8 protein-coding genes, 1 tRNA gene and 2 pseudogenes are annotated in these 12,198 nt (G+C 50.0%); 8 read left to right on the forward strand and 3 right to left on the reverse strand.

The window, feature by feature from the left end:
* The first annotated feature begins 11 nt into the window (after positions 1–11).
* From GN242_RS05955 to GN242_RS05985, 6 genes and pseudogenes are all read left to right on the forward strand, one after another.
* The gene (locus tag GN242_RS05955) at positions 12–950 is read left to right on the forward strand and encodes a pectate lyase family protein (RefSeq protein ID WP_154754016.1); all 939 of its coding nucleotides are present in this window, start codon (positions 12–14) and stop codon (positions 948–950) included.
* Positions 951–1,329: 379 nt separating this feature from the next.
* Entirely contained in the window at positions 1,330–3,771 is a 2,442-nt protein-coding gene (gene hsdR, locus GN242_RS05960) for an EcoAI/FtnUII family type I restriction enzme subunit R (protein ID WP_156287050.1), read from the forward strand.
* A gap of 72 nt (positions 3,772–3,843) precedes the next feature.
* Positions 3,844–5,313 carry an N-6 DNA methylase gene (locus GN242_RS05965; RefSeq protein WP_156287051.1) on the forward strand — a complete coding sequence of 490 codons (1,470 nt, stop codon included), beginning with the start codon at positions 3,844–3,846 and terminating at the stop codon, positions 5,311–5,313.
* Positions 5,313–7,064: a restriction endonuclease subunit S gene (locus tag GN242_RS05970; RefSeq protein WP_197094768.1), complete on the forward strand. Its 1,752-nt coding sequence runs from the start codon at positions 5,313–5,315 to the stop codon at positions 7,062–7,064. The genes GN242_RS05965 and GN242_RS05970 overlap by 1 nt, the downstream gene beginning before the upstream one ends.
* Before the next feature lie 156 nt (positions 7,065–7,220).
* Positions 7,221–8,327: pseudogene (locus tag GN242_RS05980) on the forward strand (DUF8606 domain-containing protein).
* Between the two features lie 14 nt (positions 8,328–8,341).
* Positions 8,342–9,283 carry an ankyrin repeat domain-containing protein gene (locus GN242_RS05985; RefSeq protein WP_156287053.1) on the forward strand — a complete coding sequence of 314 codons (942 nt, stop codon included), beginning with the start codon at positions 8,342–8,344 and terminating at the stop codon, positions 9,281–9,283.
* Here the strand turns inward: GN242_RS05985 and GN242_RS21730 are convergent.
* The 3 genes and pseudogenes from GN242_RS21730 to GN242_RS05995 form a co-directional block, all read right to left on the reverse strand.
* Positions 9,284–9,441, reverse strand: a pseudogene (locus tag GN242_RS21730) (Arm DNA-binding domain-containing protein); the annotation flags it as partial.
* Positions 9,442–9,607: 166 nt separating this feature from the next.
* Positions 9,608–9,682 (reverse strand) — tRNA-Arg (locus GN242_RS05990).
* Between the two features lie 70 nt (positions 9,683–9,752).
* Positions 9,753–10,676, reverse strand: coding sequence for a formate/nitrite transporter family protein (locus GN242_RS05995; protein WP_374189817.1), 924 nt, complete (start codon positions 10,674–10,676; stop codon positions 9,753–9,755).
* A gap of 243 nt (positions 10,677–10,919) precedes the next feature.
* Here GN242_RS05995 and ccmA point away from each other — a divergent pair, with 243 nt between their 5' ends.
* Both ccmA and ccmB read left to right on the forward strand, forming a co-directional pair.
* On the forward strand, positions 10,920–11,537 hold the full coding sequence (ccmA, locus tag GN242_RS06000) for a cytochrome c biogenesis heme-transporting ATPase CcmA (RefSeq protein WP_156287055.1): 618 nt from the start codon (positions 10,920–10,922) through the stop codon (positions 11,535–11,537).
* On the forward strand, positions 11,537–12,196 hold the full coding sequence (ccmB, locus tag GN242_RS06005) for a heme exporter protein CcmB (protein WP_156287056.1): 660 nt from the start codon (positions 11,537–11,539) through the stop codon (positions 12,194–12,196). Before ccmA ends, ccmB begins: the two co-directional genes overlap by 1 nt.
* Positions 12,197–12,198 lie beyond the last annotated feature (2 nt).

A 12,198-nucleotide genomic window follows, 5' to 3' on the forward strand; every position in this document is an offset into this window, starting at 1 on the left:
TAAGGGCTTTTATGACATATCCAACAAGCAAATTAAATGGTCTGGTCGGTTTTGCAAAAGCAGCGAATGTAACTGGCGGATGGAATGGTTCGGTGGTGGAAATTAATACGCTGGCCCAGCTTAACCAGTATGCGGGCGACAGTACCGCACAGGTGCTGGTGATTAACAGCAATATTACCGCAACGACGCTGACCAAGGTCAACCTGGGTGCGAATAAAACCATCATTGGTTCGTTCCAGAATCGCACGCTGAATAATATCCATTTCCGTGCAACATCATCCTCACAAAATATTATTTTCCAGAATCTTATTTTTCAGCATTCGGTGAATATCAAAGATAATGATGATATTCAGCTCTATCTGAACTACGGCAGTAAATACTGGATAGATCACTGCTCATTTGTTGGCCATACCTGGTCAGACGGGGATGGTAGCCTCGATAAGCTGCTCTATATCGGTGAGAAGGCCGACTATGCGACCATCAGCAACTGCTACTTTGGCAATCATAAATATGGTCTGATCCTGGGTCATCCGGCAGATGATAACAATGCCGCCTACAATGGCTATCCGCATCTGACCATTTGCCACAGCTACTTTGATAATATGGAAGTCAGAGCACCGGGTCTGATGCGCTACGGTTACTTCCACGTTTACAGTAACTATATTAACAAGTTCCAGCTTGGCTTCACCCTCGCGCAGAACGCCAAAATCCTCTCTGAAAATAATTACTTCGGTGAGGGCAGTGCGAATAAAGGCATGCTGGATGATAAAGGTAGCGGCACCTTTACTGACACCGGCAGCGTGCCGGCTATTACTAATCAGATATCACCTAAGAGCCAGTGGACTGCCTCATCTAACTACGCTTACAGCGCTAAAACGGCGGCGGAAGCGAAAACCTTCACTACCGCTAACGCAGGGGCGAAGTCAACGACGCTGGTCTTTGGTGGCTAGAGAGGTGTAGCTAAGTCTGTGGATGCGCTGAGGACTCCTCCTCAGCGTTATTACTGCGGAGGGTGGCGAACTGTGAAATGGTGCCCCGGCAGGAGTCGAATTTTTATTTAACATATTGACATTTAATCAATAAAAATTTGATGGATTATTGCTGCATCTCATCAAATATACCATCAGACGTTTAGTTTTAAGATATTCGGCAGGGTACGCTAACTTTCTCCAACTAAAGTTAGCCTCAAAAAAGAGGTCACTGCAATTTTGAGGTGACGGCTGGCTGATATATTAGTGGCCCATTGCCCAAAACTTCGTTTCAGGTCATTACGTAACGCACTAATCTGTGTAAAATCAGAGCTAACACAATATCATGGAGTGCTCTGCTATGGCTGGCGTAAACAAAACGCACCTGACTGAAACAGATATTATCAGCAAGTTTATCCTTCCTGCGGTAAAGGAGGCTGGCTGGGATGATTTGGTGCAGATTCGTCAGGAAGTGAAACTGCGTGATGGCAAGATTGTCGTTCGTGGCAAACTGGCCTCGCGTATCAAAGTGAAATCTGCCGATATCGTGCTGTACCACAAGCCGAACTTGCCGTTAGCGGTTATCGAAGCCAAAGCAAATAAACATGCCATCAGCAAAGGGATGCAGCAGGGTCTGGACTACGCCAGTCTGCTTGATGTGCCCTTTGTGTTTGCTTCCAATGGTGACGGGTTTATTTTCCACGATAAAACTAATCCACAGCAGCTCGAATCTGAAATTGCCCTCAGTGATTTCCCAACGCCGGAGCAGCTCTGGCAAAAATACTGTGTCTGGAAAGGGTTCACTCAGGAGCAGTTGCCGGTTATCAGTCAGGACTATTTCGACAGCGGCAGCGGGAAATCTCCCCGTTACTATCAGATGCAGGCCATCAACCGAACGGTAGATGCCGTGTCGGCAGGAAAGAACCGCATTCTGCTGGTGATGGCTACCGGGACGGGCAAAACCTACACCGCATTCCAGATTATCTGGCGGCTGTGGAAAGCGAAAAATAAACAGCGCATCCTGTTTCTCGCCGATCGCAACATTCTGGTCGATCAGACCAAACGCAACGATTTCCAGCCTTTCGGCACGGCGATGACCAAAGTTACCGGGCGCACCATTGACCCGGCTTACGAAGTCCATCTGGCGCTTTACCAGGCCATTACCGGGCCAGAGGAGCATCAAAAGGCCTATAAGCAGGTGGCTCCGGATTTCTTTGACCTGATTGTGATTGACGAATGCCACCGTGGCAGTGCGTCTGAGGATTCAGCCTGGCGCGAGATTCTGGACTATTTCGGTAGCGCCACTCAGGTCGGTCTGACGGCAACGCCAAAAGAGACGGAAGATGTCTCTAATATCGATTACTTCGGTGAGCCGGTTTACACCTATTCGCTGAAAGAGGGTATTGAAGACGGTTTCCTCGCCCCTTACAAAGTGGTACGCGTTGATATCGACGTTGATGTACAGGGCTGGCGGCCCATTAAAGGCCAGCTGGATAAATACGGCGAAGAGATTGAAGACCGTATCTATAACCTGAAAGATTTTGACCGCACGCTGGTGATTGATGAACGCACCATGCTGGTGGCGCAGACCATCACTGATTACCTTAAACGTACCAACCCGATGGATAAAACCATCGTTTTCTGTAACGACATCGATCACGCCGACCGCATGCGCCATGCGCTGGTGGTGCTCAACCCTGAGCAGGTGTTGAAGAACGAAAAGTACGTGATGAAAATCACCGGCGACGATGATATCGGCAAGGCGCAGCTGGATAACTTTATCGATCCTAAAAAACCTTACCCGGTTATTGCGACAACGTCAGAGCTGATGACCACCGGTGTCGATGCGCAGACCTGCAAGCTGGTGGTACTGGATCAAAACATCCAGTCGATGACTAAATTCAAACAGATCATCGGGCGCGGTACGCGTATTAATGAAAAGTACGGCAAGCTGTGGTTCACCATTCTCGATTTTAAAAAAGCGACCGAGCTGTTTGCCGATGAGCGCTTTGATGGTGTACCGGAAAAAGTGCTGGTGGTAAAACCTGGCGACATCTCCGATGAAAATTCCGATTTTAAACAACGGCTAGATGCGGAAGATAGCATTAATGACGGTGATAACGTTGCCAGTGAAGCTCGAGAAGACGGTGCAGAATATCAGGTTACCCATGACAAGAGCGCAGGAAGCGGCGAGTTTCACGACGATGACGAAAACAAAGTCCGTAAGTTCCATGTGAACGGCGTAGATGTAAAAGTGCTGGCTAAACGCGTTCAGTATTACGACTCTGACGGCAAATTGGTGACAGAATCCTTTCAGGATTACACCCGTAAAACAATGCTCAAAGACAGCGAATACGCCTCACTGGATAGCTTCGTGCGCAAATGGCAGGATGCTCCACGTAAACAGGTCATTATCGAAGAGCTGGAGCAACTTGGGATCCTGTGGGATGTGTTAGCCGAAGAGGTAGGTAAAGATCTCGACCCGTTTGATTTGCTCTGCCATGTGGTGTACGGTCAGCCGCCGTTAACGCGTCAGGAACGCGCGGCTAACGTGCGTAAGCGTAATTATTTTATGAAATACGCCGAACCCGCGCAGCAGGTGCTCAATACTCTGCTGGATAAATACGCCGATGAAGGCGTGCAGGAAATCGAGGATGTCCAGGTACTCAAACTGAAGCCGTTCGATACGCTGGGTCGTCCGATAGAAATCATCAAAACCCGCTTTGGTGACAAAAAGGCGTATGAGAAAGCAGTCAACGAACTGGAGAACGAAATCTACCAGCTACCGTCGCGTACAGCCTGATAACGCATAAATATATTGCCACTGGCCGCGTCTGTGTCCGGTGGCATCCTTTTTTAAGTATGGAAAGAAAACATGTCGATTAGCTCAGTCATTAAATCCCTTCAGGACATTATGCGTAAAGACGCCGGTGTGGACGGCGATGCCCAGCGTCTGGGGCAGCTTTCCTGGCTGCTGTTCCTGAAGATTTTTGATACCCAGGAAGAAGAGCTGGAACTGGAGCAGGATGATTACCAGTTCCCGATCCCAAAACGTTACCTGTGGCGTAGCTGGGCGGCGAACAGCGAGGGTATCACCGGTGATGCACTGCTGGAGTTTGTGAACGACGACCTGTTCCCGACGCTGAAAAACCTCACCGTGCCGATCGATAAGAACCCGCGTGGCTTTGTGGTTAAACAGGCGTTCAGCGATGCCTACAACTATATGAAAAACGGTACGCTGCTGCGCCAGGTGATCAACAAGCTCAATGAAATCGACTTTAGCAGCAGCTCTGAGCGCCATCTGTTTGGCGATATCTACGAGCAGATCCTGCGCGACCTGCAAAGTGCCGGTAATGCGGGTGAGTTCTACACCCCGCGTGCGGTGACGCGTTTTATGGTTAACCGTCTTGACCCGAAACTCGGTGAGTCGATTATGGATCCGGCGTGCGGTACCGGTGGCTTTCTTGCCTGCGCATTCGATCATGTAAAAGAGCATTACGTTCACACCACCGAAGATCATAAAACCCTGCAAAAGCAGATCTATGGCGTAGAGAAAAAGCAGCTTCCGCACCTGCTGTGCACCACCAATATGCTGCTGCACGGCATTGAAGTACCGGTACAAATTCGCCACGACAACACGCTTAACAAGCCGCTTTCCTCGTGGGATGAGCAGCTAGACGTGATCGTCACTAACCCGCCGTTTGGCGGCACCGAAGAAGACGGTATTGAGAAAAATTTCCCGGCAGAGATGCAGACCCGTGAAACCGCTGACCTGTTCCTGCAGCTGATTATCGAAGTGCTGGCCAACAAAGGCCGCGCGGCGGTGGTATTGCCGGACGGTACGCTGTTTGGTGAAGGCGTAAAAACTAAAATCAAAAAGCTGCTCACCGAAGAGTGCAATCTGCACACCATCGTACGGTTACCGAATGGCGTGTTTAACCCCTACACCGGTATCAAAACCAATATTCTGTTCTTTACCAAAGGTCAGCCAACCAAAGAGGTGTGGTTCTACGAGCACCCGTACCCGAATGGTGTGAAGAACTACAGCAAAACCAAACCAATGAAGTTTGAAGAGTTTCAGACCGAAATCGACTGGTGGGGCAGTGAAGCTGACGGTTTTGCCAGCCGCGAAGAGAACAACCAGGCGTGGAAAGTCAGCATCGACGACATCATTGCCCGCAACTTTAACCTCGATATCAAAAACCCTTACCAGGGCGAAACCATCAGCCACGACCCGGACGAGCTGCTGGCGCAGTACCAGACGCAGCAGGCGGAAATCAGCGAGCTGCGTAACCAGCTGCGCGATATCCTCGGTGCGGCTCTGGCTGGTAAAGGGGCAAACTGATGGCTGTTGAAAAACTGATCACCCAATATATTGATACATGGACTTCTGCGCTGCAAACTCGCTCCACAGCGGGGCGGGGTCGTAATGGCAAAATCGATCTCTACGGCATTAAGAAACTGCGCGAGCTGATTCTGGAGCTGGCGGTGCGCGGCAAACTGGTGCCTCAGGATCCGAATGATGAGCCGGCATCTGAATTACTGAAGCGTATTGCCGCTGAGAAAGCGGATCTGGTGAAGCAGGGGAAGATTAAAAAGCAGAAGCCTTTGCCGGAAATTAGCGAGGATGAAAAGCCTTTTGAATTGCCGGTGGGGTGGGAGTGGGTAAGGCTCATCGATATTATGGCTGATATTCATTATGGATACACAGCTTCTGCGGATGAAACTAAAGAAGTAAAGTTACTGAGAATAACAGACATTCAAGATGATAAAGTTAATTGGGGAACGGTTCCCGGTTGCGACATCAGTGAAAGAATGGTTGAGCAATATAAGCTAAATAACAATGATATTGTTATTGCTCGTACAGGTGGGACTGTAGGAAAATCATATTTGGTTGAGAATATGAATGTTTCTTCAGTATTTGCATCCTATTTAATAAGATTGAAATATCTGAGTCCTATGCAGGCTGGGTTTACAAAAGTATTTTTAGGCAGTCAGCTATATTGGCAGCAACTTTACGATGGAACGTCCGGTACGGGGCAGCCAAATGTAAATGGTAATACTTTGAAGGCAATAATATTACCAATAGCACCAATTAATGAACAGCATAAAGTGGTCTCCAAAGTTGATGAACTTATGTCCCTTTGCGACCAACTGGAACAGCAATCTCTGTCCAGTCTGGATGCGCATCTGCAACTGGTAGAAACCCTGCTGGCAACGCTGATCGATAGCCAAAATGCCGAAGAGCTCGCCGAAAACTGGGTACGAATCAGCCAGTATTTCGACACGCTGTTTACCACCGAAGCGAGTATCGATGCGCTTAAGCAAACCATTCTGCAACTGGCGGTAATGGGTAAACTGGTGCCGCAGGATCCTAGCGACGAACCGGCATCTGAACTGCTTAAACGTATTGAGCAGGAGAAAGCGCGACTGGTGAAAGAAGGAAAAATTAAAAAGCAAAAACCGTTGCCGCCAATCAGTGAGGATGAAAAACCATTTGAGTTACCGGAGGGATGGGAGTGGGTACAGGTTCAAGATATCTGTAGCAAAATCACTGATGGTGAGCATTCAACCCCTCAAAGAAGTGAATCTGGCCACTATTTGCTCTCGGCAAGGAATGTTACAAATGATGGGATTTCCCTTCGGGATGTTGATTATGTTCCTACTGAAGTTTTTAATAAAATAAGAGGTCGCTGCGATCCTAGTATTGGGGATATATTGATATCCTGTTCAGGAAGTATAGGTCGAATAGCGATGGTCGATAAGAATGATGCATATTCAATGGTCAGAAGTGCCGCTATGATTCGGCCTGTTAACGGGCAATTAAATCTTCACTATCTGATGAGTTCACTTCAATCACCGTTTTTACAAACTCAAATGGTTAAAAGATCAAAGAAATCTGCGCAAGCTAATCTTTTCTTAGGCGCAATAAGTTGCTTGGTTCTTCCGCTTCCACCAGTCAAAGAGCAAAGTAAAATTGTCAATAAAGTTAATGAGTTGACAAAATTCTGTGAATCCCTTAAATCCCGTCTGCAATCCGTCCAGCAAACCCAGCTCCACCTGGCGGATGCGCTCACTGATGCTGCATTAAACTAAGCGCCTGTACTTCAGGCTATTTTATTCGCCATTTTGGCCCTGGGCAGTGCTCAGAATCCTCACGTACTGCGCGTAAGCTCCGGTTCTTCCGCGCTGTCCGGGTCCAAACTGGCTGCAACAATAACGCCTGCTGGCTCAGGTGCTAAGGAACAGACGATGCCGGTTCATCATGCTATCTGGCGGGTGGGAGATAGTCCTCAGCCGCTAACTATCAGCAAACTTGCCAGCGAGCAACTGCTGGAGAAGATGATTTTAAACGACCCCACTATCCTCTCCGATCAGTGGATGATCATCGGGCATCAGGAAAATACGCTCGATAAAGGGCGTATCGATCTGCTGGCGATTGCGCCGGATGCCTCGCTGATCCTGATTGAGCTTAAACGCGACCGTACGCCGCGTGACGTGGTGGCGCAGGCACTGGATTAGGCCTCCTGGGTGGATGATTTAACCGCCGATCGCCTGTCGCAGATCTATGAAAAATTCTCTGGTGGCGGAAATTTAGGGCAGGCATTTAAACAACGCTTTAATGCCGAACTGGAAGAAGAATCGCTCAATCAGTCGCATCAAATCATTATTGTGGCGGCGGAGCTGGATCCCTCCACCGAGCGCATCGTCGACTATCTCAGCAAGAAAGGTATTTCTATTAACGTCCTGTTTTTCAAGGTATTCCAGCACGGTGATGAGCAGTTTTTAAGCCGTGCCTGGCTTATCGATCCTGGCGAAACGCAAACCAATGCGGCACAGGCTACTGCCGCAAGCTCTAATGCGAAAGAGCCCTGGAACGGTGAGTTTTACGTTTCGTTCGGCGATCCACAAAGCCGCGTATGGGAAGAGGCTCGTCGCTACGGTTTTATTAGCGCAGGCGGTGGCAGCTGGTACAGCCAGACGCTAAAACAACTCCAGCCGGGCGACCGCGTCTGGGTCAACATTCCTAAAACAGGTTATGTGGGCGCAGGGCTGGTACAGAGTGCCGTTGAGCCTGCCAGTAGCTTCACCATCAACACTGAAGACGGTGAAAAGCGAGCGATGGAGGTGCTCAAGTACAGCGATCTCTATCACCGCAATGCAGATGACCCCGATAAGTCCGAGTATTTTGTCCCCGTGAAGTGGCTGGAAACCCGCAGTGAACAAGAGGCGGCGAGTGAGGTCGGCTTCTTTGGTAATCAGAACACGGTCTGCAGGCCAACGGCACCAAGATGGCGACATACTATCGATAAATTGAAGCGTTATTTTCCACACTGGAACACGGAACAGTCTGAATAAGAAGGGCAAGAACGATGTCAGTTAACGATAAGGTGTTGAAGCTCGCCTTCCTGGGAGAATGGGATACGCTGTTACCTGTTCTTCGGAATTATCCTCATCTGATAAACCTTCCCAGCGAACCGAAAGGTTATACACCGCTGCATCAGGCTGCATGGCATGGTGCTACTCTACCGGTTATTGGTGAGTTGTTATTCCTTGGGGCTGACCGAAGCATAACTACTCACTCCAGACGTCAGACGGCCTATGACATCGTGATTGAAAAGCATAAGCGGCCTGATCTTGAATATATTCTTTTCCCAAAAAAAGTGACGATCGCGCAAATCATAAGAAAGGTGGTGCTCACTGAGCCACAGATATTTGAGGTGTATGACGGAAATCTGATTTTGGTTGATAAACTGATAGCAGCCTTCGGTGTGGAACTACGCCCGGATAAATTAGAAGAGCTTGAGAACAGACTACATCACCTCTTTTTTGCGTTAACCGGGCAAACTATAAATGCTGAAAAAATGATTAAATTCGACGCAGCACAAGGCTTTTCATTTGACGTTAATCCTGCATTTTTCGGGCAAACATTTTTCCCGCTTATTTGCCGTACTGCACAAGCAGAACATAACCTTGTGGAGAGTGAGTGGGCCACGGTATCCGATCTATTTGAACCTTCACCCACTCAGTGGGGATTGCGCGGCGACCTCTTCTTGTGGCTGGAGATGCGACAATCCTTGTGCCAGGTGAGCCTGCCAAAAGATACTGATGAATTAGCCGATATTATTTCGGCGGCGTTTCAGGCATTAACCGGAAAATCATTGATTAGCCGTGTCGGTGACAACGATTTCTTTGTTGAGCGCTTTAGTCGTGGTGGAATGTCATCGGGATATGTTTCTTCGCTGTACTGGCTCAACGAGTTCATTCCACAACTGCAAGCCAGGTTGAACTGGTTGCAGACAGCCGGGTTATGACCCTATAACAAGCGTCTTCTCTCTCCCTTCAAATCGGTACCTCAGTCGCCACACTTTTTTCCCTGATGGGGGGCGAATAAAAATACCCCCCCGGCATCGGCCATTCAGTAAGCTCTATCTTTTGGTTTGGCGTTATCTATCTGCTTAACCGTCAGCATGCGGGCATAATCCTTGGGCATTTTATTAAGTGCCCACAATATGCCCGGAAAAAATTCGGTGTAGTCAGTTCATGCCGGGTAATAATGCCAGGTAACAAGCAATCATTGTTAATGCACGCTATGAGAGGTTTTTGGTTATGAGGAGTAACGCGAGGTAATGATAAAATGGTGTCCCCTGCAGGAATCGAACCTGCAACTAGCCCTTAGGAGGGGCTCGTTATATCCATTTAACTAAGGAGACAGCGGCGCGCAGTATAGCCTATTTAATGCCGCAGATTAACCACTTAACCGCCTGACTGCGCACTTTACCATCAATCCGGATGATTTTCTGCCAGTTTCTTCTGTTGACGCTTCGCTTCAGCCGCCGCTTTTGCTTTGGCTTTGTTGCTCATATCATTACGGATCTGTGCATGGCTGATCAGGGCAAAGATAAAGGTGCCGCCGATAATATTGCCCGCCAGGGTGGGAAGGGCAAACGGCCAGATAAACTGCTGCCACGGAAGATCGCCATTAAACACCAGATAGAAAATCTCTACCGAACCCACCACAATATGCGCAAGATCGCCCAGCGCTACCAGCCAGGTCATCAGTACAATCACCCAAATCTTCGCGGCGCCTGCGGATGGAAACATCCAGACCATGGTGGCAATAATCCAGCCAGAAACTACCGCATTAGCAAACATCTCGCCCGGGCTGTTCTCCATTACCTTTTGACTGATATTGACAAAAGCATCGCGCACCGCGTCGTCAAAAATCGGCATATGGTTGAATGCCAGCGCGGCCAGCGCCGTGCCGATCAGGTTGCCGCCTAGTACCAGCCCCCATAAACGCATCAGCAACAGGAAATTACCGCCGCTCGGTTTATGCATCACCGGCAGTACAGCCGTTACGGTGTTTTCAGTAAACAGCTGCTGGCGCGCCATAATCACAATGATAAACCCGAAGGTATAGCCGAGATTTTCCAGCAAAAAACCGCCGGGAACATCATGCAGATTGACCTGAAAAATCCCTTTGGCCATCAGCGATGCGCCCATCGACAATCCTGCTGCTATGGCGGAGAACAGCAGCGCCAGGGCATCGCGCTCCAGCTCTTTTTCTCCCTCCTGGCGGATCTGTTCGTGAACAGCGGCAGCGCGAGAGGGCAGGGCCTCTTCATCAACCTCAATCTCTTCACCCTGTTCACTCTCATCACTCTCAACCTGGTTTTCATTATCGTTTTGTGTGTTTTTCATCATTCCCCCGGAGGATATTGTTCCCTCTCTAAGCGTAGCGGGTATTATCCGCCGTGAAGAAATGTAACTCGCATTAATAAGAAGAGTAACAAAGCTTTAACCCGGATGAATTTTTGCCCAAAAACGCCCTTTAACCCGGTTTTTGTCGGGGGAAAACCGGGCCAGGCCTGTCCTGGTCAGCGTAGGCAGACACACAGTTTGTGGTACTATCCTCCATCAAATTTAACAATATGCGATTTTCCTCACATGCTGGCAGCCCAAAATCTGACATGTGTTCGCGATGAGCGGACGCTGTTTAGTGAACTCAGCTTTACCGTTAAGGCCGGCGAAATTGTGCAGGTAGAAGGGGAGAATGGTGCCGGGAAAACCTCTTTGCTGCGCATCCTGGCCGGACTGAGCCGCGCCGATCAGGGCGAAGTGCTCTGGCAGCAGCGCAGCATTCAGCAGCAGCGTGAAACTTATCATGCCAGCATGCTCTACCTGGGCCATCTGCCGGGTATCAAAGCGGTATTAACGCCTCTGGAAAACCTCAGCTTCTGGTATGCGCAGCGTGCGCCAGATGAACTCTGGCAGGCGCTGGAACAGGTCGATCTGATGGGCTATGAAGAGGTGGCAGTCGCTCAACTCTCCGCCGGTCAGCAGCGGCGTGTAGCGCTGGCTCGCCTCTGGCTCTCAGCCGCGCCGCTGTGGATCCTCGATGAACCGTTGACCGCCATCGATAAATCCGGAGTGGAAACGCTGATGGCGCGGCTGGTAGAGCATGCCGACCAGGGCGGGGCCGTTATCCTTACCACCCACCAGGAACTGCCCGCTTCAGTGCGTAATCTCAGCCGTATTCGCCTCACTTCTGCCGGAGAGGCCTGATGTTCTGGCGCGTGTTAAAACGAGAATTACGCATCGCCTTTCGCAGCGGCGCGGAGATCGTCAATCCGCTGTGGTTCTTTCTGATTGTGATTACGCTGTTTCCTTTAGGTATCGGCCCTGAGCCACAGCTGCTGGCACGTATTGCGCCCGGCATTGTCTGGGTGGCGGCGCTGCTCTCATCATTGCTGGCACTGGAACGGCTGTTCCGTGACGATTTTCTTGATGGTTCCCTTGAGCAGCTTTTGCTGCTGCCCGCGCCTCTGCCGCTGACGGTACTGGGTAAAGTCGTCGTTCACTGGATGGTCACCGGCCTGCCACTGCTGCTACTGTCACCGCTGGTGGCTCTGCTGCTGTCGCTGGATTTTGCCAGCTGGCGAGCGGTCGCGCTAACCCTGCTGCTGGGCACACCTACGCTAAGTTTGCTCGGAGCCATCGGTGTCGGGCTGACGGTAGGGCTGCGTCGGGGTGGTGTCCTGCTGAGTTTGCTGGTGCTGCCACTGGCGATGCCTGTGCTGATTTTTGCCAGCGCGGCGATAGATGCCGCAGGCCAGGGGCTGCCGATTGATGGATATCTGGCGATTCTTGGTGCTCTGCTGGCAGGAAGCGCCACGCTGGCACCTTTTGCTACGGCAGCCGCATTACGGGTCAGCGTACACTAACC

Origin of the sequence: Erwinia sorbitola, from assembly GCF_009738185.1 — a bacterium.
GTDB classification, from domain to species: domain Bacteria; phylum Pseudomonadota; class Gammaproteobacteria; order Enterobacterales; family Enterobacteriaceae; genus Erwinia; species Erwinia sorbitola.

Excerpts from the sequence above, each read along its gene's own strand:
- GN242_RS05965 (WP_156287051.1), top strand. The coding sequence starts at position 3,844 with ATGTCGATTAGCTCAGTCATTAAATCCCTTCAGGACATTATGCGTAAA.
- GN242_RS05995 (WP_374189817.1), bottom strand. The coding sequence starts at position 10,676 with ATGATGAAAAACACACAAAACGATAATGAAAACCAGGTTGAGAGTGAT.
- GN242_RS05985 (WP_156287053.1), top strand. The coding sequence starts at position 8,342 with ATGTCAGTTAACGATAAGGTGTTGAAGCTCGCCTTCCTGGGAGAATGG.
- GN242_RS05955 (WP_154754016.1), top strand. The coding sequence starts at position 12 with ATGACATATCCAACAAGCAAATTAAATGGTCTGGTCGGTTTTGCAAAA.
- ccmA (WP_156287055.1), top strand. The coding sequence starts at position 10,920 with ATGCTGGCAGCCCAAAATCTGACATGTGTTCGCGATGAGCGGACGCTG.
- GN242_RS05970 (WP_197094768.1), top strand. The coding sequence starts at position 5,313 with ATGGCTGTTGAAAAACTGATCACCCAATATATTGATACATGGACTTCT.
- hsdR (WP_156287050.1), top strand. The coding sequence starts at position 1,330 with ATGGCTGGCGTAAACAAAACGCACCTGACTGAAACAGATATTATCAGC.
- ccmB (WP_156287056.1), top strand. The coding sequence starts at position 11,537 with ATGTTCTGGCGCGTGTTAAAACGAGAATTACGCATCGCCTTTCGCAGC.